At 36.6% G+C, this 22,068-nt stretch carries 21 protein-coding genes; 8 read left to right on the top strand and 13 right to left on the bottom strand.

Annotation, left to right across the window (positions count from 1 at the left end):
- Nucleotide 1: 1 nt before the first annotated feature.
- The 8 genes from atpG to galU all read right to left on the bottom strand — a co-directional run bounded on the left by atpG (nucleotide 2) and on the right by galU (nucleotide 6,533).
- Nucleotides 2-940, bottom strand: a complete 939-nt coding sequence (atpG, locus tag ACQV2T_RS02120) for an ATP synthase F1 subunit gamma (protein WP_428873681.1) — start codon at nucleotides 938-940, stop codon at nucleotides 2-4.
- On the bottom strand, nucleotides 940-2,475 hold the full coding sequence (atpA, locus tag ACQV2T_RS02115) for a F0F1 ATP synthase subunit alpha (RefSeq protein WP_428893177.1): 1,536 nt from the start codon (nucleotides 2,473-2,475) through the stop codon (nucleotides 940-942). The genes atpG and atpA overlap by 1 nt, the downstream gene beginning before the upstream one ends.
- Nucleotides 2,472-2,876 (bottom strand): hypothetical protein, encoded by a 405-nt coding sequence (locus ACQV2T_RS02110; RefSeq protein WP_258435920.1) that lies wholly within the window; start codon nucleotides 2,874-2,876, stop codon nucleotides 2,472-2,474. Before ACQV2T_RS02110 ends, atpA begins: the two co-directional genes overlap by 4 nt.
- Nucleotides 2,863-3,363 (bottom strand): F0F1 ATP synthase subunit B, encoded by a 501-nt coding sequence (gene atpF, locus ACQV2T_RS02105; protein WP_428874747.1) that lies wholly within the window; start codon nucleotides 3,361-3,363, stop codon nucleotides 2,863-2,865. Before atpF ends, ACQV2T_RS02110 begins: the two co-directional genes overlap by 14 nt.
- 27 nt (nucleotides 3,364-3,390) lie before the next feature.
- Nucleotides 3,391-3,603 carry a F0F1 ATP synthase subunit C gene (atpE, locus tag ACQV2T_RS02100; RefSeq protein ID WP_258435918.1) on the bottom strand — a complete coding sequence of 71 codons (213 nt, stop codon included), beginning with the start codon at nucleotides 3,601-3,603 and terminating at the stop codon, nucleotides 3,391-3,393.
- A gap of 24 nt (nucleotides 3,604-3,627) precedes the next feature.
- Nucleotides 3,628-4,335 carry a F0F1 ATP synthase subunit A gene (gene atpB / locus ACQV2T_RS02095; RefSeq protein ID WP_428875844.1) on the bottom strand — a complete coding sequence of 236 codons (708 nt, stop codon included), beginning with the start codon at nucleotides 4,333-4,335 and terminating at the stop codon, nucleotides 3,628-3,630.
- A 434-nt stretch (nucleotides 4,336-4,769) separates the two neighbouring features.
- Nucleotides 4,770-5,651, bottom strand: a complete 882-nt coding sequence (locus tag ACQV2T_RS02090) for a UTP--glucose-1-phosphate uridylyltransferase (protein WP_428875842.1) — start codon at nucleotides 5,649-5,651, stop codon at nucleotides 4,770-4,772.
- Nucleotides 5,652-5,660: 9 nt separating this feature from the next.
- Nucleotides 5,661-6,533 (bottom strand): UTP--glucose-1-phosphate uridylyltransferase GalU, encoded by an 873-nt coding sequence (galU, locus tag ACQV2T_RS02085; RefSeq protein WP_428875841.1) that lies wholly within the window; start codon nucleotides 6,531-6,533, stop codon nucleotides 5,661-5,663.
- 193 nt (nucleotides 6,534-6,726) lie between these two features.
- On the opposite strand from galU, the gene ACQV2T_RS02080 reads away from it, so the two are divergent.
- Nucleotides 6,727-7,620, top strand: coding sequence for an LCP family protein (locus ACQV2T_RS02080; RefSeq protein ID WP_428873687.1), 894 nt, complete (start codon nucleotides 6,727-6,729; stop codon nucleotides 7,618-7,620).
- Between the two features lie 126 nt (nucleotides 7,621-7,746).
- Complete coding sequence (locus ACQV2T_RS02075) at nucleotides 7,747-8,469, top strand: TraX family protein (RefSeq protein ID WP_428893176.1); 723 nt, start codon at nucleotides 7,747-7,749, stop codon at nucleotides 8,467-8,469.
- Between the two features lie 24 nt (nucleotides 8,470-8,493).
- Here the strand turns inward: ACQV2T_RS02075 and ACQV2T_RS02070 are convergent, their stop codons facing one another.
- Nucleotides 8,494-9,273 carry a threonine/serine ThrE exporter family protein gene (locus ACQV2T_RS02070; RefSeq protein WP_428873689.1) on the bottom strand — a complete coding sequence of 260 codons (780 nt, stop codon included), beginning with the start codon at nucleotides 9,271-9,273 and terminating at the stop codon, nucleotides 8,494-8,496.
- A 241-nt stretch (nucleotides 9,274-9,514) separates the two neighbouring features.
- On the opposite strand from ACQV2T_RS02070, the gene ACQV2T_RS02065 reads away from it, so the two are divergent.
- Nucleotides 9,515-10,516 (top strand): ornithine cyclodeaminase family protein, encoded by a 1,002-nt coding sequence (locus ACQV2T_RS02065; RefSeq protein WP_428893175.1) that lies wholly within the window; start codon nucleotides 9,515-9,517, stop codon nucleotides 10,514-10,516.
- Nucleotides 10,517-10,689: 173 nt separating this feature from the next.
- Complete coding sequence (locus ACQV2T_RS02060; RefSeq protein WP_428873691.1) at nucleotides 10,690-10,971, top strand: GNAT family N-acetyltransferase; 282 nt, start codon at nucleotides 10,690-10,692, stop codon at nucleotides 10,969-10,971.
- 70 nt (nucleotides 10,972-11,041) lie between these two features.
- On the opposite strand, the gene ACQV2T_RS02055 is transcribed toward ACQV2T_RS02060, so the two are convergent.
- Nucleotides 11,042-12,004, bottom strand: coding sequence for an asparaginase (locus tag ACQV2T_RS02055; protein ID WP_428873692.1), 963 nt, complete (start codon nucleotides 12,002-12,004; stop codon nucleotides 11,042-11,044).
- Between the two features lie 1,022 nt (nucleotides 12,005-13,026).
- On the opposite strand from ACQV2T_RS02055, the gene ACQV2T_RS02050 reads away from it, so the two are divergent.
- From ACQV2T_RS02050 to ACQV2T_RS02035, 4 genes are all read left to right on the top strand, one after another.
- Entirely contained in the window at nucleotides 13,027-13,752 is a 726-nt protein-coding gene (locus tag ACQV2T_RS02050; protein ID WP_428874743.1) for a metal ABC transporter ATP-binding protein, read from the top strand.
- 1 nt (nucleotide 13,753) lies between these two features.
- On the top strand, nucleotides 13,754-14,638 hold the full coding sequence (locus ACQV2T_RS02045; protein WP_428873695.1) for a metal ABC transporter permease: 885 nt from the start codon (nucleotides 13,754-13,756) through the stop codon (nucleotides 14,636-14,638).
- Entirely contained in the window at nucleotides 14,631-15,770 is a 1,140-nt protein-coding gene (locus tag ACQV2T_RS02040; protein ID WP_428881808.1) for a metal ABC transporter permease, read from the top strand. The genes ACQV2T_RS02045 and ACQV2T_RS02040 overlap by 8 nt, the downstream gene beginning before the upstream one ends.
- Nucleotides 15,771-16,032: 262 nt before the next feature.
- A complete protein-coding gene (locus tag ACQV2T_RS02035) occupies nucleotides 16,033-16,953 on the top strand; it encodes a metal ABC transporter solute-binding protein, Zn/Mn family (protein WP_428874741.1) in 921 nt (306 codons plus the stop codon).
- Nucleotides 16,954-17,305: 352 nt separating this feature from the next.
- Here the strand turns inward: ACQV2T_RS02035 and ACQV2T_RS02030 are convergent, their stop codons facing one another.
- The 3 genes from ACQV2T_RS02030 to ACQV2T_RS02020 form a co-directional block, all read right to left on the bottom strand.
- Complete coding sequence (locus ACQV2T_RS02030; protein ID WP_428893174.1) at nucleotides 17,306-19,819, bottom strand: CAMP factor family pore-forming toxin; 2,514 nt, start codon at nucleotides 19,817-19,819, stop codon at nucleotides 17,306-17,308.
- 204 nt (nucleotides 19,820-20,023) lie between these two features.
- Nucleotides 20,024-20,686: a potassium channel family protein gene (locus ACQV2T_RS02025; RefSeq protein WP_428873353.1), complete on the bottom strand. Its 663-nt coding sequence runs from the start codon at nucleotides 20,684-20,686 to the stop codon at nucleotides 20,024-20,026.
- A gap of 4 nt (nucleotides 20,687-20,690) precedes the next feature.
- On the bottom strand, nucleotides 20,691-22,046 hold the full coding sequence (locus ACQV2T_RS02020) for a TrkH family potassium uptake protein (protein ID WP_428885054.1): 1,356 nt from the start codon (nucleotides 22,044-22,046) through the stop codon (nucleotides 20,691-20,693).
- Between the last annotated feature and the right edge of the window lie 22 nt (nucleotides 22,047-22,068).

Here is a 22,068-nt window from a genome sequence, read left to right as displayed (position 1 = left end):
CTTATTTCCTTCTTTCTTTATGTTGGGCTTGAGCACCTGCAACAATTTCGATAATTTCATTGGTTACTTTAACTTGTCGGGCGCGATTATAGCGCAACTGCAAGTCTTCAATAATTTCTTTAGCATTTTCAGTGGCCGATTGCATGGCAATCATACGTGAGAAATGTTCAGCTGTTTTGGCCTGTAAGAGGGCACCGTAGACAAAAGATTCGATATATTGAGGAACTAAGCCTTCTAATACTGCTTCCATTGAGGGCTCGATTAAAAAGACTTCCGAAATTAATTCTTTTTTATCAAAAGATGGATCAAGTTCCATACGGCGGTTTAAAGAAACTACCGGTAATAAGTTATCGACTCCAAATTTTGAATTCGTACCGGAACCTACTCCATAGTGATTGTAAGCTAAATAAAGCTCATCACATTCTTTCTCCACATAGGCTGAACGTAGTTGTCTGATGAAGTAGTGAGCTTCTTGAAAGCCCGGCTGGTCAGACAGCGGATAGTAAGAGCGAGCAATTTTGTAGCCCCGTTCGCGGCAATATCTTTCACCTGTCCGTCCTAGGGTATAAAAAACTAATTCTTGTTCTTCATCAAAGTTTTGTTCTTCAATCCACTCATCCAGCCCCTTAATTAAGTTAACATTATAGGAACCTGCTAAGCCCTTATCAGTTGAGATAAGAAAAATACCAATTTTGTTCACTTTCCGAGGAGTGATTAAAGAGCGAATTTCTGGTTTGGAAAAGTTAGGAGGGGTGACTTTTAAGGTATAGTGCAGTTGCACTATGGTTTCTCTTAAATGATCAATATAGACTTGATAAGATTGAGTCATATCCAATAAATGGTTGACTTTATTTCTTGAGACCATCTGCATAGCATTAGTTATTTTTTTTGTTTTTTCAGTAGAAGCAATATGTCGTTTGATTTCGTTTAAAGACGGCATTACTTATCACTTCCTGTTTTAGATCCTTCAGAATGAACAAGGATAAAATTATCAACAACTTTGTCTAAAATACCATTTAATTCGATTTCAGTTGGTAGGGGTTGGTTATCTTCTAATTGTCGTAAAAGCCCGGCATGATAGGTAGTAAATTCATTAGCAATTACTTCTTCTAATTGGTGAATTAAATTAACGGATACCTTATCAAAGTAACCATTACCTAAAGCGTAGAAGACGATGATTTGAACGCCAGAGCGCATAGGTTTGTGAAGGTCTTGCTTTAAAACTTCAACGATGCGCTCGCCACGTCTTAATTGGCGGGCAGTCATTTCATCGATGTCTGATCCAAAGGAAGTAAAGGCTTCTAATTCGCGATAGGAAGCTAGGTCTAAACGTAAGGTTCCTGATACTTGTTTCATGGCTTTTAATTGCGCAGATCCCCCAACCCGTGAAACCGATAGTCCGGCATTAATGGCTGGTCGAACGCCAGAGAAGAAGAGATCACTTTGTAAGAAGATCTGTCCGTCTGTAATGGAAATAACGTTGGTTGGGATATAAGCTGAGATATCACCTGCTTGCGTTTCAACAATCGGTAAAGAAGTGATCGAACCACCGCCTAATTCATCCGATAATTTAGCTGAACGTTCTAAAAGACGTGAGTGTAGATAAAAAATATCCCCAGGATAGGCTTCACGCCCAGGTGGTCGTTTGAGCAAGAGGGACATTTCACGATAAGCTGCTGCTTGTTTGGATAAATCGTCATATATAATTAAGACGTGCTTTCCTTCGTACATAAACTCCTCAGCCATAGCAGTTGCCGCATAGGGAGCGATGTATAGAAGAGGAGCAGGCTTGGAAGCAGAAGCAGTCATTACAATAGTGTAATCCATTGCACCACGGTTGGTCAGAGTATTGACAATGTTTTTTACCGTTGATTCCTTTTGTCCAATCGCTACATAGATACAAATAACATCTTTGCCTTTTTGATTTAAGACGGCATCGATGGCGAGTGAAGTTTTACCAGTTTTACGGTCTCCAATAATTAATTCCCTTTGACCTCTTCCGATGGGAACTAGGGAGTCAATGGCCTTAATACCTGTTTCCAAAGGTTTTTTAACCGACTGTCTTTCCATGATGCCCGGAGCTTCTTGTTCGACGGGTCGTGTTTTGTTGGTTAAAATAGGTCCTTTATCATCTATGGGACGTCCCAAGGCGTCTACCACTCGTCCAAGCAGGGCCTTACCAACGGGAACTTCCATGGTGTGGTTCATTCGACGAATAATATCGCCTTCATGGATTTGATGGTAGGAGCCAAAAATAATTACTCCGACTTGGTCGTTTTCAAGGTTTTGTACCATGCCGATGGTTCCATCATTGAACTCAACCATCTCACCATACATGGCGTTGTCTAATCCTTCAGAAAAGGCGATACCGTCGCCGACATAAGAAACGGTTCCGATTTCTTCTAACTTCTTATCAATTTCAAAGTCGTGGATTTGTTTTAAAACATCTTTTGTAAACTTTTCGTTTGTGCTCATGAAGAAATCACCTCTTCACTTTCCGGAATATTAATTTCATTTTGCATAGTTTGCAAGATCTGTCCGCCAGAAAGCTCATAATAGAAGCGTTCGCTTTGTAAGCGGACACCAATAATTAAGTCTGGGTTAATAATAGTGGTAAAAGAACGAATAGAAAAGCCAGTAATGCGCATGAATTCACGGGCAATTTTGAGCTTTTCTGCTTTGGTTAAGGGGATCGCTGAAGATAAAAAGAGTCGCTCTCCAGTTAACTCTTTTAAGATTTCTTGACCTTCTTCTTCATCATTAATTTCAATGTCTAGCAGTTCGAAGAGCAGGTCATCTTCATAGGTGACCTGTCGTCCTGATTTTAGGGCGAGCTCTGCTAAGTCTTCTTGTTTGTGAAGTCTACCGTTGTTCATCGAGCTCCTCCAATCGAGTGATAAATTCTTGAATCATTTGACGGTGGTCATCTTCTGAAATTTCACGACGAATGACCTTGCCTGCCATGGCAACTGCCATATGGACTAATGATTCTTGCATATTTTCGGCAAAGTTTTGTCTTTGTAGTTTTAAATCTTCTTGCGTCATTTGCAGCATTTTGCTTTGTTCTTGACGTGTTTCTTCAATCATCTTGTCGCGCAGATGATTGGCATCAATTTGTGCTTGACGAATAATTTTTTCAGCTTCTAAGTGAGCTGATTTTAGTTGTGCATCAATTTGTGATAGGGCTTCCTTGTTCTTATTCTTAGCTTCTTCAGCCGCTTGCCAATCGTCAGTAATTTTCTTCTGACGCGTTTCTAGCATTTGGTTGAAGGGTTTCCATGCGAATTTATGGATGACAAAGAGTAAAATCAAAAAGGATGCAAGCGTTAAAAGGGCTTCGCCCAGAATAATAGTAAAGTCCAATATTGACACTCCTTAAATAGTTGATGGTTAGCTAAAGATTAAGATAAAGGAAATAACAACAGCGATAATCGGAACAGCCTCAATCAGACCAACACCTAGGAACATTAAAGCTCTTAATTGTGAGTCTAATTCGGGTTGACGTGAAATGGATTCGATGGTTTTAGAAATAACCATTCCGTTACCAATTGACGCACCTAGGGCAGCGATTCCGACAGCAAGTGCAGCAGCTAATTCAGTCATATTTAAATCTCCTTTGTATTTGGATTAGTGATTAATTTTGTGTGATAAATAAACCATAGTTAAAGTGGTAAAAATATAAGCTTGGATAGCACCAATAAAGACAGAGAAGCCTTGCCAGACAAATTGTAAGGGAATGGCAATTACCCAAGTAAATGGAATGAAGACCATAGCGAATTTAGCAATCAGTCCGACTAAAACTTCCCCGGCAAAAATATTACCAAACAAACGTAGGGCTAAGGTGGTTGTATTGATTGTTTCCTCAACCAATTGTAAAGGTAATTTTAAAATATTTGGGCGAGCGTAAAAGTTTTTAAAGTGACCTCCTAAACCATTCTTTTTAATCCCTAAAATGTGACCTGATAAAATAGCAATAATTGCTAGGGAAATGGTTACGATAGGATCAGCCGTTGGGCTTCGCCAAAATGATTCATGCTCTGTCACAATTAAAAAGGGGAGTCCAATTAAGTTTGACACAAAAATGAACAAGAAAAAGGTCAACCCTAGATTGACATAAACACTTTGGTGCTGGCCGAGGGTTGAGTCACAGATGCCTTCAACAAATTCAATGATGATTTCCATCAAAACTTGGAATTTGGAAGGATGATTGGCTGATAATCTGCGGCTAACTAATAAGCACAACACCGTGATGATGGCTACCACGACCAGGGTGGCTATCAAGGTGTTGAAGTTAAAAGATAGGCCGAGAAAACGAACAATCGGTGTATCTTCCATTCAGATTCCTTCTTTCATAAGTTTTAATGCTGATTTTACACTTATTAAACAGTTAAACTATTTTTCTAAGAAAAAAAGTAAAATTTTAGCACTTATATCCACTATAGCATAATTTTTATGACTTTCAAAAGAAATCGTAGTGCTTTGGCTTTTATAGCAGTTTAACCTTTAAGTTAACTTGTTAAAGTTTTTTAATAATTATGGAGTTATTTATTGATAGCATAGGGGATACAATCGTTTTTTATTCGCTTACATAAAACGGCATAAATTATTATTTAAGTGGTGCAATATTATACAATATAAAAATACGAATATTAGAAAAAAATTTTATTTTTATTTGTGTTTTCTGAAATTTCTTATTTATTATCGACCTCCATAGCCTTTATAATTTCTAAAATAAAAAGCAGAGTCATAAATTGACACTGCTTTTATAACTATTCATTCGCAAACTTTTCAGCTAAATTTTTAAGATAAGGGATAAATTCCTCTTTAACTTCAGGATGATCGATGGCAAATATAATAGAAGCTTTGAGCATCCCTTTAGCATCTCCTACTTCAAACCATTCGCCTTGATATTCGTAAGCTAATAGGGGATGCGTTTTTTGTAATTCAATTAAGGCGTCAGTCAATTCCACTTCACCTGTTGCTCCAACTTCAAGTTGGTCTAGGATGGAAAAGATTGTCGGTTCTAGGATATAACGCCCCGCTGCAGCCATATTTGAAGACGGTTGATCTTGTGGTTTTTCTATCATATCGAGGACTTGAAAGACGTGAGGGGTAGCTGTTTCTTCAATAGCTAAGATACCATAATTTTTGGTCTTATCAGGATCGACACGAACGCCGGCAATTACTGTTTGTCTTTTTTCCGCATAGAGATCAATAATCTGTTTGGAAAGATTTTCTCCCCTTATAATATCATCTCCTAAGAGTAGTAAGAAGGGATCATTGCCGATAAAGGCCTTGGCGTGACGAACTGCATCACCCAGTCCTCTTGGATGGTGTTGTCTGGTATAATGAATATTTAAGTTAGACGTTTCAGTGGCTAGTTTAAGGAGTTTCTCCTTCCCTTTGGCTTTTAAATTTTGTTCGAGGGTAAAGTTGGCATCAAAATGATCTTCTATTTCTTGTTTTCCTTTACCAGTAATAATTAAAATATCTTCAATCCCAGCCGCAATAGCCTCTTCAACAATGAATTGAATGGCCGGCTTATCGATAATAGGTAAGATTTCTTTGGCAATTGCCTTGGTGGCTGGCAAAAAGCGCGTGCCTAGACCAGCGGCTGGAATAACAGCTTTTTTAACTTGAACCTTAGTCATAATAACCTCCTATAAGCGCTCGTCAACAGTGGACTTGATAAATTTAATTAAGTCATCGCGTAAATCCGGAAGACTGAGACCATATTCTATTACTGTCTTCATATAACCGAATTTATTTCCTACATCATAACGATGTCCATTAAACTCCAGGGCGAAGACGCGTTGGATTTTATTCAAGCGATCGATGGCATCAGTTAATTGAATCTCGTTACCAGCCCCAGCTGTTTGTGTTTCTAATAGTGAAAAGATTTCTGGTGTTAATAGGTAGCGGCCGATGATAGCCAAATTGGACGGTGCGACTTCGGGTGCTGGCTTTTCGACAAACCGTCTCACATTATAAACACCTTTTTTGTATTGGCGCTCCGGATCAATGACACCGTATTTGGAGGTATCTTGAGGTGGGATTGACATGACTGCTAGAGTAGAGGCATGGGTATCTTTATAATTATCGATTAATTGTTTGGTCAAAGGAACCGTATCGGTCATTAAGTCATCGCCTAACATGACGACAAAAGGTTCATCTCCTACAAAATTCTTGGCTTGTAAAACAGCGTGGCCCAGGCCCTTTGGATAAGATTGACGTTTAAAGAAGAGGTTAATCTTATTAAGATCTTTGACAGTGGTTAGTAATTCTTCTTTACCTTTAGCTTCTAAGACGGCTTCTAACTCCTCATTGGCATCAAAATGGTCTTCAATGGGCCGCTTAGACCGTCCGGTCACAATTAAGATATCCTCGATACCTGATTGAAGGGCTTCTTCCACAATAAACTGAATAGTCGGTTTATTAATGATAGGAAGCATTTCTTTAGGCATGGCCTTTGTTGCAGGAAGAAACCTAGTTCCAAGCCCTGCTGCGGGGATGACGGCTTTTCTAACTTTCATAGACAGTCTCCTTTGTTTGTAATCCATTTTATCATACGGCTTTTATCTGATATTCTCAAGCCATGTCAATTCTTAATTAGCCTCAAAGTTTTTAAAGTGATTAGTGATAAGTTAGTATTTTTTGTGAATTTCTAGAAATCGCCTCGTAAATAACTTATAATAACTATGCTATTATAGAAAGGAAGATGGAACAATGTCCAAAAAACTAATTAAATATATTACTGTCTTTGCTTTATTCATGACATCATTATTCACAACTACTGTGACTACCCATGCTATGGATATTAATAAGCCATTCTCAGTCTTACTTTTAGGGATTGATACGGGCGATTTAGGTCGAACAGAAGTTGGGCGTTCAGATGTTATGATGGTTGCTACGATAAATCCTAAGGAAGAAAATATTGTCATTACCTCTATTCCTCGTGACTCCTATGTTGATATTCCTGATAGAGGAATGGATAAAATCAATCACGCTTATGCCTTTGGGGGACCAGAATTGTCAGTTGAAACAGTCGAAAACTGGTTAGATATTGAAATTCCATACTATATTACCGTTGATATGAAAGGCTTAGCTGATGTAGTTGATTCTGTAGGAGGAATTGATGTTGTTCCACCAACTTCTTTTGAAATCAGCGGTTATAGTTTTACTGAAGGTCAAGAACTACATTTAGATGGTGAGATGGCGCTTGCTTACGTTAGAGAACGCTACAATTCTGGTGGCGACTATGCTCGTCAAAAGCGTCAACGTCAAGTGGTAGTTGGTATTGCCCAATCTGCTTTAAATAAAAGCAGAGGTATTAAAGAAGTAATAGATATGACGACGGCTATTAACAAATATGTGGGGATGAATCTCAATATGTTTGATTTGGGTAAGCTAGTAATTTCACACTTAGATATGCGTCCAACGCTAACCTTTAATCAATTTGAAGGTGAAGGCTTTATGTTAGACGGCATCTATTATGATCAAATTACTGAAGAGTCCTTTAATAAGAATCAACAAATTATTAAGGACGAGTTAGACGGTAAGCTTACCAATAATTCAGAAAATGAAGAAAGCTTTAAATTAGAAAAAGAATCGGATAAATAAATGAAAATAGACAGCTAGGCATAGCATCATTGCCCCTAGCTGTCTGTTTTTTATTGTTTTAAAAGCGTTTTCTCTATATAATAAGAATAATTTTAAAAATAAATTTGATGAGTGGGTGACAATAAAATGAAGAACTTTAAAGGCTTTTTAACAGCTGGCCATTTAAAGTGGTTGGCTTTAATTTTTATGATCATTGACCATACAGCTGTTGTTCTGATCGAAATGGGCATCTTTAGACATCAGAGTGATTACAGCTATGAATTCTTAAGCCAGATGGTAAGCGTTTATGAAATTATGCGAAATATTGGGCGCTTAGCTTTTCCAATCTATCTTTATCTATTATTAGAAGGTTATCATCATACTAAAAATTTGAAGCGTTATTTTATGCGTTTGGGGTTTTTAGCAGTGATATCGGAAATACCTTTTGATTTAGCCTTTGCTGATCAAGTCTTTTATTGGAACCATCAAAATGTTTTCATAGAATTATTGATTGCCTTAATGCTTTTTGTAAGTCTGGATTATTTTAAAGATCGTTGGTTGATGCGTTTAGTGAGTGTCGGCTTATGCTTTGGCTTAGCATATTTAACTATGGCAGATTATGCCTTATTTGGTTTATTAGCTGCTTTAATTTTTTATTTTGCTTATGGTAAACGATTAAGAGAGGCGCTAGCCGTTCTGCCAGCCTTTGCTTTTGAGTATTTCATGCCCACTGTCTTTCTAAGCAGTCTATTTATTCTTTTTTATAATGGTAAGCGTGGTAGGGTTCAACAAGCCTTTCACTATTGGGCCTATCCGGGACATATTTTATTGCTTTATCTAATTAAATTAATGCTTTTTAAATCCAATTAAAAATCAGTTTTTGGCTATCGGTTTTTAGCTTAGGAAGGGCAGGAGTATTTGACTAAGAAGAATTCCTAGGGTATACCCAATAGTCAGAGAAATGATGACCATTATTGCATCAATGCCCTTGATTATACCAGCAAGATTGTTCCCTTTAAGAATATCGCGCATGGCATTGGTCGTTGAAGTTACTGGATAATTTGGCATGATCATAGCTCCTAAAATAATGCCTGGATGAATGGTTGAAGGGAAACTAGCATCAATCCATTTTACGGCTAAAGATCCTAGAGCGATGGATAAGATATTAAAGAAAAAGTCAGTGAGAAAAGTTGTTTTGCGCCAATATTCTAAAGCTAGTATGAGACAAGCAATTAGAAAAGCGACCAACATATCGATATTAGTTCCGCCAAAGAGAATGACGAAGAGGACCATCAGGATGAGGTTAATGTATTTAATTAAAAAGCCATACTTATCATCCTTGATATTTTTCATGGCTTCATAGGCTTGATCAACAGATATTGCGCCAGAAACATAGGATCTAGAAATATCATTTACTTTAGCGATGTGTTGGATATTGTTTTGTCGCTGATTTATGCGGACAATACCAGAAAAACTATATTCTGCCAAGTCTGTATCTGTTAGCGATAAAAAAAGACCGGTGGTGTTGGAATAGCTAGAAGGGGAGTCAAGGCCAGTTGTTTGAAGGATTCTCAAAGTCGTGTCTTCAACACGGTGTTCCTCGGCATTGGATTCTAAAAGAATCTTCCCAGCTAAACGTGCTAATTTAAAAACTTTCTTATAGAAAATACGCATTCAACCACCCTCCTTCTTTTTTATATTTTAGAACCTATTGCTTTAAAAGGCAAGGAGAGTCAATCAATTGGTCGAGTACTATGAGTAAAGTATAATAATTGTTAAATAATTAATTACGAAAGGACGAACCTATGGCTTATCAAGCGAAAACCAAACAAACTCAAGCTAGCGTTAAAGCATTTATTCAAAGCATCGAAAAAAGAAAAGTGTCATGATACAATAATCATAAAGGGGTGATTTAATGGATCAATCAAGTTTACTGATCAATGATTCCACAATTGAGCATTTAATTACCATGGAAGATACCGTTGAAATTATTGACAATGTTTTTAAAGAATTTGCGGCTGGTCAAGTGGTTAATCCAGGTAAGGTAACTTTGGATATGGGGGAAACGGGAGGCTGGCCTTTTCATGAAGCCTTTCTTAACGCCATGCCAGCTTATTTAGGTTCTCTAAAAGTAGCAGGTCAAAAATTTGTGGGAGGTTTTGCAGGAGAACGAGCTAAAGCGGGTTTACCCTTTATTAATGCGATGATCATGCTAGTCGATGCTAGAATGGGTAATTTTATTTCAGTATTAGATGGGACACGGATTTCGAATATGCGAACCGGAGCGCAAGCAGCTGTAGCTTTAAAATATATGCTTAATAAGCCTAAGGTTAAAATGGGTATCTTCGGCGCTGGTCAACAAGCTAGACAGGTTACTCATGCCATTTCAACTGTTTTTGAGATAGTAGAATTAAGGGTTTGGAATATCCACCACGATACAGCCGAAGAGTTTAAAGAGGATATGCAAAAATATGTCCAAGGCGCCATTAAAATCTGTGAAGACGGTCAAGAGGCTTGTCAAGTAGACGCGGTCTTTACCCTAACTCCTTCTAAGGTTGCTTTAATAAAAGAAGAGTGGGTACAAAAAGGAACTATCGTTTTCCCAATGGGATCCTACCAAGAAATTGAATACGAATTGATCCACCAAGCAGAAGCTATTGTGGTCGACCACGTCAGTCAAGCTCTTAATCGTGGAATCTTGAAACCTCTCTATCAGTCAGGTCAAATTTTAGAAGAAGATATCACAGCTACTTTGGCTGAACTTTCTGAGAGTCCGAGTGAAAAGATTGATCCAAAAAATCAGCGCATCATCTGTATTCCAATTGGAATCGGTGCCACGGATGTAGCTGTCGCTCACGAAGTCTATCAAAGGGCCTTAGCACAAGGATTGGGAACTTCCTTTGATTTTACCGCTTAATTATTTATTGACCAACATCCTAGAGCTTCTTTTAAGAGCGAGCAATACTTATATTTCCCCTATATTAAAAGTAGGTTAAATTGAGTTGTTTAAGATTACAAACGCTTACATTTTGTTTATAATGGTTTTAAGTGACTTTCAGTTAAAAAATAGGTTTAGAAAAGAGGGTTTCGATGAAAATCGTGGATGATTCGAGAAGGTTGGTTGCAGTAGATGAACAAGAAAATACACTGGCACAGATGGTTTATGAATTAACCGAAGGCGATAAAATCTGGGTCACTCATACTTTTACTCACCCTACCAACCAGGGTAGGGGGCTAGCTGGCGAGTTGTTCAATGCAATGGTCGATAAAGCCCGGAGGGAAGGAAGAAAGATTACTTCCACTTGCACCTATGTGACCCACAAGCTAGCTAAGGATCCTGAAAAATATCAGGATGTGACGGCAGACTCTTAAGGATTTAAGCCAATAAATTAAGACCTCCCATTGATGCGTTAATCAATGGGAGGTCGTCTTTGTATTAAGCTTATAGATGGAAGGCTGAAGCAATTTCTCCTTCTATCTCCGCGTTCAAAATCGCTGATAATTTAAGTCGTGCTTTTACGCCAGAAAGTCCTTGCGCAAATATGATCCCCATTTGTTTCAATTGTTTACCACCGCCTACATAGTCATAGACATCTTCAGTGACTCCGTTAAAGGCTCGAGAAACCATCACAATAGGAATGTTTTTTTCTAACAGTTGTTGAATGGGTGGAAGTGTCTCGGGTGGAATATTACCAGCGCCTAATCCTTCAATAACTAAGCCATCAAAATTATTATCTAGGACTGTTTGAAAGAGTTCGGGCCCCATGCTGGCGTAAGTTTTAATTAAGACAACTTTTTTACTAATTGAATTAACTTTATAATATTCACGGTGCAGTGATTCTTGGAAATAAATGACCTGGTTTTTAGAAATTAATCCAATCGGTCCAAAGGTAGGTGTCTGGAAGGTTGCAACATTAGTGGTATGGGTTTTGGTCACATAAGTAGCGGTATGGATTTCTTCATTCATCACCACTAATACCCCTTTGCCGCGGGACTTCTCATCACGGGCTACAAAGATGGAAGAGCGGAGATTGGCTAAACCGTCAGATCCAATTTCGTTACTTGAGCGCATGGCTCCCGTTAAAACGACTGGAATGGGGATATCAAGGGTTAGTTCTAAGAAATAGGCTGTCTCTTCCAGAGTATCTGTTCCGTGGGTGACAACAATGCCATCATATTGATCCGATATCGATTGAATATAATTGCTAAGATTGAGCATCAATTCTTCGTTCATATGCGGTGAAGGAATATTCATTAAATCTTCCACAGTGATATCAGCGAATTGGTTAAAGAAAGAAGATTGGGTAATAATTGGGTTTTCAGATGAGGGAGATACCTTACCACTGGTTTGGTCTTCAGACATGGCAATCGTGCCACCGGTATTAATTAATAATAATTTCTTCATGCTTTCACTCCTCATGGTTGTTCTTAGAAAAGTATAACGTTTTCAAATTCAGTAAACAATCCCTACCGCTTTGATTTTAATAAGAGTTTGGTTAAAGTTATGAAAAGGCGTTAATCATTATGGGTTTATAGGAAATGAGAAAGGAAAGGGTAATTGAATGGCTCACAATTATACATGGATTCGACAGGTTTTGACGCTCAATCATTTGGACGATCATTCCTTGGACGGATGATTGATTTTAATCGGCAGAACAATTTAAAATCAAAAATCCATCCCTAATTGTCAATGGGAAAGAAATGATGAAAAAGAAGGTTTTGAAGGGTTTCATCTTACTGTTGGAAAACCTTAGAAAAGCGAGGCGTTTCCCCTGTCTAAATCCAGATGAACCAGATGTAATAGGGAAAACCTCTTTGGGCTTTTAAAAAATTTAGGGTGTTAAGGATGATAATATAGGGCGGATTTTATAATGAACTTGGACACTCATTCGTCTAAGTAAAAAACGACACTGAATTCATTTTATATTGAAGTGACCAATCATCAATAAAGGAGAATTCAAATGTCGCATGATTATCGGAATACACCCACGCAAAAAGAAAAGAATAAACGGACTTTTACTTATTGACTATAGGCTACAAGCCGCATAGTTACAATAAATATTGTGGCTCGTGTTTAGGGGTTCACATCAAAAATGAGTGGATTTTATGCTTATTAAGTGATTTTTAGATGTGTCTTATTGTTGACATTTTCATAAATACACCTATACTAAATTAAGTCGAATTAGACTAAACTAAAAAAAATTTGTCAATAGTCTAATATCATTTTAATCACTTTAAAATAAAATTAAAAGAGGCCATCGGAGTTTAAGGATAAAAAATGGAGGGGATATCAGAAAAAGAAAAAGAACTAAATAGATGTAAAAAGTTCGTTAAAACTTTTCAATAATGAGTAATCTTTTAAAAAATAGATATTTTGCTGAAAATCTTTGGGTATCATTTTTATTAAATTAAATAGGAGGAAACATTATGAAAAATGCCATCGTCGAAGTTGAGGATTTAACTATGGCCTATCAAGAACAACCTGTTCTTTGGGATATTGACGTTAAAATTATGAAAGGATCAAGAACAGCTATTATTGGACCTAATGGTGCTGGTAAGTCTACTCTAATTAAAGGGATTCTAGAATTAGAAAAGCCCCTTTCAGGAAGAGTATCTATACTGGGAACACATTTTGATGCCATAAAAAATAAAGTCGCCTATATTCCCCAAGCCAGTGAAGTCAACTGGGATTTTCCAACCACTGTAGAAGATGTAGTCTTAATGGGGAGATATGTTCATTTAGGATGGATTAAACGGCCACGTAAAATTGATTATGAAAAGGCTCATCAAGCCTTAAAAGAAATTGGTATTTATGAGTATAAAGACCGCCAAATTTCCCAATTGTCAGGTGGTCAAAGACAGCGTGTATTTATTGCACGAGCCATTGCTCAAGAAGCAGAGATCTACTTTATGGATGAACCCTTAGCAGGAGTGGACAAGCGGACCGAAAGAATTTTTATCGACTTTGTCAAGCGAATCCAGCAAAAGGGGCACACGTCGATTGTTGTTCATCATGATTTGAACACTATTAAACAATATTTTGACCATGTTATTATTTTAAATAAACGTCTAATTGCGGCGGGACCAACTGAAGAAGTCTTTGTTCATGAACATTTAGTTAAAGCGAACATGACTTGGGGAGGCGAAATTTAAAGTGGATATTTTAACTAGTTATTCCTTTATTTTAATTGCACTTTCTACTTTTCTTTTAGCCTCTGCTTCAGGAGCAGTAGGAGCTGTGAGTGTATTTAAAAGTCAATCACTGATTGGCGATGCAATTGGGCATGCTACTTATCCTGGGATTGTTTTAGCCTTCATGTTGACGCTCTCCAAAGACACCATGACCATGATGATCGGAGCCGTTATTAGTGGGGGAGTGGCTTACGGTTTAATTCAAATCATTGACCAACATTCCAAACTTAATTTAGATGCAATTCTAGCCATCATTTTATCATCTTTCTTTGGTTTTGGTATGGTATTAAAGAGCAATATTTCTGGCAATCCGCGTTTTAAAGGAGCTTCTCAAGCAGGGTTAAAAAATTACCTTTTCGGTCAAGCCTCTTATATTATGGAAAATGATTTAAAAATCATTTTAATTGTGGCCCTTATCTCTATTTTTATATTAATTCTCTTTAAAAAAGAAATTAAGTTGTTTGTCTTTGATGAAGTTTATGCGAAAACAGTGGGTATTAAACCTGTTATTCTTTACAGTATTATTCTGGTCATGACGATGAGTTTAATTGCTGTAGGCTTAAAACTTGTCGGAACCATTCTAATTGCTTCAATTTTGATTGTACCTTCCATTGCAGCGATGCAATGGACCCATCGTTTTGAGCGCGTTTTAATTCTTTCAGGGATCTTTGGTGGTATATCTGCCGTGATTGGAACTTATATCTCTACCAAATATAACGGTATGAGTACGGGTCCGACTATTATTTTGACCTTATCAATTGTCGCATTACTTTCGATGCTTTTTGGTAAAAAGGGAATTGTTCAAAAAACACTCATGCCAAAAAAAGGAGGAGAATTCAATGATTGAGAATATCTTACTATTATTTGATATTACCTATGAATCACTGATCATTCTGGTATTGACAGCTATCGCTTGTGCAATCATTGGCTGTTTCCTTTTATTGAGAAATCTTTCGATGTTAGGAGATGCCATTTCTCATACCGTATTATTAGGAATCGTATTAGCTTATTTTATCGCTCATGACTTAACATCCCCCTTATTAATAATTGGCGCCGCTTTGATAGGCGTTTTTACTGTCTGGGGCGTCGAGAGTTTATCCAATACCGGCTTAATAAAAAATGATGATGCGGTTGGTGTTGTCTATCCGCTCTTTTTCGCCTTATCCGTTATTTTAATTACTAAATATGGGAGGAACGTCCATCTTGATACGGATGCTGTGTTAATGGGGGATGTGGGAATGGCTTCCTTAACTCGTTTGGATGTCTTTGGTATTTCGATTGCTAAATCAGCTGTTCAAATGAGTGTTATGTTACTCATAAATATTTTGTTTATTGTACTCTTCTATAAGGAATTGAAAATCACAACCTTTGATGCCCAATTTGCCCAAGTGGCTGGGTTTACCCAGATTGTGCTCTTTTATGGTTTGATGTTGTTAACTTCAATCACAACGGTTGTCGCTTTTGATGCGGTGGGGGCCATTCTTGTTATTTCCTTCTTAATCGCACCAGCTGCTTCAGCCTATCTCATTGTAAAAAAATTAAATCATATGCTTTTGATAGCCAGTCTTTATGCAATTTTTAACTCCGTTTTGGGTTATTTTATCGGCTTAGGCTTAAATGTTTCACTCTCTGGTATGACAGCCACCATTGCAGGAATCACGTTTGGATTGACTTTCTTGTTTAATAAAAATGGATTCATTACTCAAATGGTCCGTAAGATTCAACAAAAAAGGACCTTAAAAGAAGAATTATTTATTATGCATCTGGCAAATCATAGGAATACAGTCAATGAATTGAGTGAAGTTGGCTTCCAATCAATAAAAGAGCATTTACAATGGCCCCAAGAGCAAATTGAAAAAGTAGCAAACCGTTTAATAAAAAATGACGAAGTTTTTCATGATAATTTGAATGCTACTTATCAACTAACTTCAAAAGGTCAAGTAAGAGTAAAATCTCTTAAAGAAAGGTATAATCTTTAATTCAGTCCTCTAACGCCAGTCTGTTTACGCATAAGAATCCATGTCCATTACTAGGACGTGGGTTCTTTTAATATTGAAGATATAAATGAATAAAATAAGGAATCTTTGGTAAAAGTTTACAAAGTTAATCGTCATTTATCAAAAAATAAGGAAAAATCTTTAATTAGTTTAGATTTGTCTAAAATTCTGTTGACATGTAATGATTACTATTATATACTTACCTTACAAAAATAATTAGGGTAACTTAAAAAGGAGATATAGTATGAAAAAGTTTATTAAGTTTCTGTTCGCAATGGCATTGTTTATGGGGTCATCCGTTAGTTTAGCTTCGAGTGTTGCAGCTGAAGAAAAACCAATGGTTACTGTAACCACCTCATTTTTAGGAGATATGGTAAAGAACTTAGCCGGAGATCTGGTAACCATTGAAATGATTATTCCAGCAGGGGAGGATCCGCATTTGTATGAGCCAAGACCTCAAGATTTGCAAAAATTAAAAGAAGCTGATCTTGTTTTATACCATGGTTTGCATTTTGAAGGAAAAATGATTGAACAATTAGAACCAATTGGTGTGGCAGTTTCAGAAAATTTTGATTCGAATGAGGTCGGAGTAATGGACGATGATGGGGGAATGGCTGTCGATCCTCATTTCTGGTTTGATTTGAATCTCTATCAACAAGCTACTCAAAGAGCTTCTGAAGCCCTAATCGAGTTAATACCAGACAATGAAGCTGAAATTATGGAGCATACCGATAAGTATATTACGCAATTGAAAGAATTAGATAAAGAATTAGAGGAAAAAATTGCTTCAATTCCAGAAGAAAGTCGCTTCTTAATTACCCCACATGATGCTTTCAATTATTTCTCAAGAGCTTATAATATTCCAGTACGTGCTCCTCAAGGGGTAACAACCGATTCTGAGGTTTCTAATAAAGATATTGATGATACTGTTGATTTTATTGTTGAAAATAAAATTAAAGCAATCTTTGCTGAATCAACAACCGATCCAGCACGGATGGAAAAATTAAAAGAAGCTTGTGCCTCTAAAGGTTTTGAAGTGAAAGTTGTTAGTGGAGAAGGTCAAGAACTTTTCTCTGATTCATTAGCACCTGAAGGTCAAGAGGGAGATACATTTATTGATATGTGTCGTCATAATGTTGATTTAATTGTAAACAATTTAAAATAATAACTTAAATACGATTCGACCTAAAATATACCGAGAATTCCTCGGTATATTTTTTTGTATGGTTAACTCAAAATCTTATTTCAGTAAAGCCTTGAGAGATAAACTTATGGGCTTTATGAACATATAAATAGATTTATAGATCAAGCTTAATATGCAATGAAAGTTTAATAATTATCCTTATAATTAGCTATAATTCTTACTGAAAAGGAAGATCCGAATGATATAACTTAGATTCTAGCCGTAAATAAGATAATGTATATTATGTAAACCCATATAAATAAATTGTATTTCAAACTAAAAAGCCTAATAGAATGATTCTATTAGGCTTCTAACGAGACGGACCAAGCTATGATTAAAGATCTGATTCAACGGCTGACTCTTCTATTGAGAGGTCACTTATAGTTTCGTCTTGAAGAACTGTTTGCTCAGCATCAAGTTGAGTTTCTTCAGTTTCAGCGTCATCTGCCGATTTCTCAACCGTTGTTTCTTCAATTTGTTCAACTGATGTTATTTCTTCTTCAATCGCTTCATCTGTAGAAAGCTCTTCAAAAGTATCGCCGACAATCACTTCTTCTACGGAAGCTCCTTCACTCTGATCTTCACTAACACTTTCTTCATTAGCTTCAATTGCTTCATCCACAGCAACTTCATCATTAAGAGCTTGGATGGTAGCTTCTTCTTCAGTGACTTCTGTTGCAATCACTTCTTCGGTTTCTGTTATCTTATCATCAAACAATAATTCTAATTCATGAATCATTGAATAGACATCTCTTAAAGTAGAATTTGGATTTAATTGAACCCCAACTGCTTTTGTAAGTGTCCGATTGATTTTAGAATATACTTCATAAGGTTGTTTACCGAGAATTTCTTTATCCCGTCTAAATCTTGTATTCCAAATCACTTCATCTAGGATTGATTGAACATAAATATTAGCACGAGAATCTAAATGAAGATCGGGTGTATGGGCTGCTTTTGTTTCTAAAGCTTGCAATTCAGCCATTCTTTTTTCAATTTTTTCTTTTGAAGCAAATGGGTCTGATAAAGTAACTAGTGTTCTTGTAATTGCAAAACCATAATCTTTATGTATAGATAAATCTTTATTTTTGAGTTCACTTGTTGCATAATCAATGGACTCAATAATGTTTTTTAAAGCATTCATCCGGCTACCAATTGAGTTTAGGTTAAATATAGTATCTGATTGTTTTATCCCATTTAACTCGCCACCGAGTTTATCGATTAACTTAAAGGCTTGTTCTAATGATTTTTCATATTTTTTAGAAAGAACTCTTTCAGAAATTTTTACCAGTTTATCTTCTTCAATTTTTAATTCTTCTAGATCTGAAGCAACCTCATGATCTTTTACAATGTCTGGAAGTGTCAAGTCTTTTGATACGATTGATCCCACTTCGTAACCTAAAATTGATTGAAGTTTTTCTTGTAATTGTTGAACGGATAAATTAATATCCTTGACAGTCGATTTTGGATCCAACTGCACACCTACGGCTTTAGTAATTGTTTTATTAAGATCATTATACTGTTCAAAAGGAAGTTTACCTAATATGTTTTTATCTCTGATAAAACGTGTATTCCAAATGGCGTTATCTAATTTAGCTTTTACATAGATTGTTGCAATGTCCTCTTCAGTTAAATCTGGATAATCATTGATGGCCTCTTTTAGATCTAAGATTTGTTGTACTTGATGATCGATTGAAGCTTGTGAAGAGAATGGGTCTGCTAAAGTGATTAAAGCTTTAGTGATTGTATATCCCATGTCTTTATGGGCATGGCTGACTTTATTAGTAGCTTCAGTCGTTGCGTATACAATTCCATCAATGATCGTTACTAATGCTTCAATCCGACTTCCAATTGTATCAACCTTTAATGGAACTTTGCCCGCTATGCTTGCTTCGAGAGTGGCTTCTTTCTTGATGTTTTCAACCAATTTTGAAGCTCTTTCAAGGATATTTTCATAATTTGTACCCGCTAAAACTTCTTTCAGATGCTTAATTTGCTCTTCTTTATCTTTAATTACGAGCAGATCTTCCTTGTGATCAGCTACACGATCACGTTTAGTGACTTCTACAACTTTACCTTGTAAGGCTTGATTAAGTTGACTTTCAATTTCAGCCACCGCTTGGTCGATTTCTCCAACGGTTGATTTTGGATCAAGTTGAATTCCTACTGCTTTTGTGATTGCGCGATTTAAAGAATGATAGACATTGGCACCCATCTTACCTAATATTTTTTCATCCCGAATAAAACGCGTATTCCAAATGGCTTTATCTAATTTAGCTTTTGAGTAAATAGTTGCTGTATCTTTTTCACTGAGATCTGGTAGAGCAGCTGCCTCACTCTTGGTTTCTCTCAATTCAGCAATTAATTTCTCAATGCTATTGTTCGAAGAAAGCGGATTCAACAGAGTGTATGTAAGATGTGTAATTTTTAATCCCATCATATGGTGGGCATCGATTATTTTATTATTCAAATGATTAACGGAATAATCAATTGCCTCAATTACTTCTGTAATAGCAGTTAGACGTGGCCCTATTGAATTTAAAGCATAAATTGTTTCAGGATTTATACCCTCGCCTTTTGCTATTGCAGTAGCGTCTGAGATGACTGTTTCTAAAATATCAAAACTTTTATTTAGGAGATCTTCATAGGGAGTCCCTAAGACCGTTTGTTCTAATGCTTCTAATTTGTCTTTTTGATTTACTATTTCTATTGCTAAATCTTGTACATTTGCACTATAAGCTTGCGAAGTATTTGACGCTTCTTCTTGTGCGTATATTGATTGTTGTATCAGAGGAGTTCCAACACTAGCTAGCAATAATGCACTTGAAAAAATGATTGACATTTTTCTCATAAATACCACCTCGATCTATTATGATAAAATAATTATAACACGATTAGAAAAAAAATCAATATTTTATCTCGAAACAGTTTGATACAAATTGCTTATATTAAAATGCGTAATATGTTCATTCTCAAACCCTCCCATTTAAAATAAAAAAGAAACAATCTAAAATGTAGATTGTTTCAGGATTTGATACTTTATTCAATGGATCAATTATTGCTCATTAATCAGCTTCTCAACCGTCATAAAGTCTTTTGAGGTTCCCAGTATTACCAACATATCCCCTTTATGGATGACCGAATGAGGTTCAGGATTTCCAAGAAAATCACCCGAATCTCGAATAATTCCAACTATATTAAAGCCATGTTTAGCTCTCACGTCTAAATCGATTAGACTTTTATCCACCCATAATGAAGGGGTGGTTACTTCGAAGATGGAATAGTCATCAATAATATTAAAATAATCAACAAGATTCTTAGAGGATAAACTATAAGCTAATTTACGGCCACTTTCTTTTTCTGGAATAATAACTTTATCAATGCCAACCTTTTTAAGAACTTTGGCATAATAATCGGTAGAAGCTTTGCCGATGATTGTTTTTACACCGATTTCTTTTAAAGTGATGGTAGATAATATAGACGCTTCTAAATCCGATCCAATTGCAATAATGGCTGTTTGGATATTCGCTAGCCCTAACTCATGAAAAACCTCAATGTTTTTGATATCTGCGCAAATTGCATGGGTTACATAAGGAGCGATTCGGTTGATGCTTTCTTCATTATGATCAATAATAATCACTTCATGTCCTAATTTCATTAAATTCTCCGCTAAACTACGCCCAAATCTTCCGGCGCCAATCACTAGATATTCCTTCACATAATCACCCCACTAAGATACTTTCTTGTGCTTCGCGATAATTGTTCGAGGCTTTGGATTTGAAGAAGACAAACACCATCGCCATGGGTCCAATTTTACCAAAAATCATGGTAAAGATTATCACTATTTTACTCATCACACTTAAACTGGCTGTAATTCCTTGGCTTAATCCCACTGTACCATAAGCAGAGATAATCTCATAATAAAGATTAACCAGTGACTTATTAGGTTCAAATAGGGTAAGCAAGATTAAAGCGATACCCACCCAAGAAAAAGAAAGAAAGAAAATGGCCAGTGATTTCAATATATTCTTCCTAGGAATCCGACGTCTAAAGACAACGGTATCTTGACTTTCGCGCAAATACGACAGAGTATAAAGAATTAATAAGGCAAAGGTTGTAACTTTTAAGCCACCGGCTGTTCCTCCGGGTGCCCCCCCAATAAACATCAGTAGATTCGTCACCAAGTAGCTCGGGGTGCGTAAGCCTCCTTGTTCGATCGTCGCAAAACCAGCCGTTCTTGTCGTTACCGATTGAAAAAAAGCCGCAGTAAATTTATCCACAAGATTTAAGGGTCCTAACGTACTAGGATTTTGCCATTCAACAACTAAAAAGAATAAGGCAGGTAAGATAATTAAAAGACTTGTTGTCACTATAACAAGTTTTGTATGCAAGCGAAGAGGCTTTCCATTTAAGTAATGGTGGATTAAATTTCTGCTAACTGAAAAACCGAGTCCCCCTACTATAATTAAGAACATTAGTACGATATTTATCCAATTATTATCGACATAGCCCATAAAACTTTGGTCACCGATAATATCAAAGCCGGCATTACAAAAAGCAGAAACAGAGTGAAAGATACTATTGATGACGCCTTTAATGACCCCATATTCAGGTATAAATTGAAAGCTTAATAAAACAGCACCAATGGCTTCAATAATTAAAGTAGAATAAGCGACATACCGCACAAGGTCTGCTACCTCACTAAAAGTAGTGGTGTTTTTTTCTTCTGCTAAGAACTTACGATTAGAAAAAGACAGCCGTCTCCCCATTAACATACCAATGGTTCCCACACCGGTCATGATTCCAATACCGCCTATTTGTATGAGAATTAAAATGACCGTTTTACCAAATGGCGACCAATGACTTGCGGTGGTTAAAGTCGCTAGACCCGTGACGCAAACTGCAGAAGCGGCTGTAAAGATACTATCAATCAATGAGGTCTGCACACCCTCATTAGTTGCAAAAGGTAATTTTAAACAGAGGCTCCCAATTAAGATGAGGCCCAAGTAGCTATAGAAGAATAATTCAGCAGGATTGATTGAAATGAGATCTTTTTTCCACTGGTTATAGACAAGCATGACTTTCCACCCTTCTGTGCAC

Source organism: Facklamia sp. P13069 (assembly GCF_050409405.1).
Taxonomy (GTDB): domain Bacteria; phylum Bacillota; class Bacilli; order Lactobacillales; family Aerococcaceae; genus Facklamia.
Note: the sequence above shows the minus strand (reverse complement) of the source record. Positions and strands in the feature narration are given on the sequence as shown.

Coding starts and splice junctions, on each gene's coding strand:
- ACQV2T_RS02040 (WP_428881808.1), top strand. CDS start 14,631: ATGATTGAGAATATCTTACTATTATTTGATATTACCTATGAATCACTG.
- ACQV2T_RS02065 (WP_428893175.1), top strand. CDS start 9,515: ATGGATCAATCAAGTTTACTGATCAATGATTCCACAATTGAGCATTTA.
- ACQV2T_RS02035 (WP_428874741.1), top strand. CDS start 16,033: ATGAAAAAGTTTATTAAGTTTCTGTTCGCAATGGCATTGTTTATGGGG.
- atpE (WP_258435918.1), bottom strand. CDS start 3,603: ATGACTGAATTAGCTGCTGCACTTGCTGTCGGAATCGCTGCCCTAGGT.
- ACQV2T_RS02060 (WP_428873691.1), top strand. CDS start 10,690: ATGAAAATCGTGGATGATTCGAGAAGGTTGGTTGCAGTAGATGAACAA.
- atpB (WP_428875844.1), bottom strand. CDS start 4,335: ATGGAAGATACACCGATTGTTCGTTTTCTCGGCCTATCTTTTAACTTC.
- galU (WP_428875841.1), bottom strand. CDS start 6,533: ATGAAAGTTAGAAAAGCCGTCATCCCCGCAGCAGGGCTTGGAACTAGG.
- ACQV2T_RS02020 (WP_428885054.1), bottom strand. CDS start 22,046: ATGCTTGTCTATAACCAGTGGAAAAAAGATCTCATTTCAATCAATCCT.
- ACQV2T_RS02090 (WP_428875842.1), bottom strand. CDS start 5,651: ATGACTAAGGTTCAAGTTAAAAAAGCTGTTATTCCAGCCGCTGGTCTA.
- atpG (WP_428873681.1), bottom strand. CDS start 940: ATGCCGTCTTTAAACGAAATCAAACGACATATTGCTTCTACTGAAAAA.
- atpA (WP_428893177.1), bottom strand. CDS start 2,475: ATGAGCACAAACGAAAAGTTTACAAAAGATGTTTTAAAACAAATCCAC.
- ACQV2T_RS02075 (WP_428893176.1), top strand. CDS start 7,747: ATGAAGAACTTTAAAGGCTTTTTAACAGCTGGCCATTTAAAGTGGTTG.
- ACQV2T_RS02050 (WP_428874743.1), top strand. CDS start 13,027: ATGAAAAATGCCATCGTCGAAGTTGAGGATTTAACTATGGCCTATCAA.
- ACQV2T_RS02080 (WP_428873687.1), top strand. CDS start 6,727: ATGTCCAAAAAACTAATTAAATATATTACTGTCTTTGCTTTATTCATG.
- ACQV2T_RS02055 (WP_428873692.1), bottom strand. CDS start 12,004: ATGAAGAAATTATTATTAATTAATACCGGTGGCACGATTGCCATGTCT.
- ACQV2T_RS02110 (WP_258435920.1), bottom strand. CDS start 2,876: ATGAACAACGGTAGACTTCACAAACAAGAAGACTTAGCAGAGCTCGCC.
- ACQV2T_RS02030 (WP_428893174.1), bottom strand. CDS start 19,819: ATGAGAAAAATGTCAATCATTTTTTCAAGTGCATTATTGCTAGCTAGT.
- ACQV2T_RS02070 (WP_428873689.1), bottom strand. CDS start 9,273: ATGCGTATTTTCTATAAGAAAGTTTTTAAATTAGCACGTTTAGCTGGG.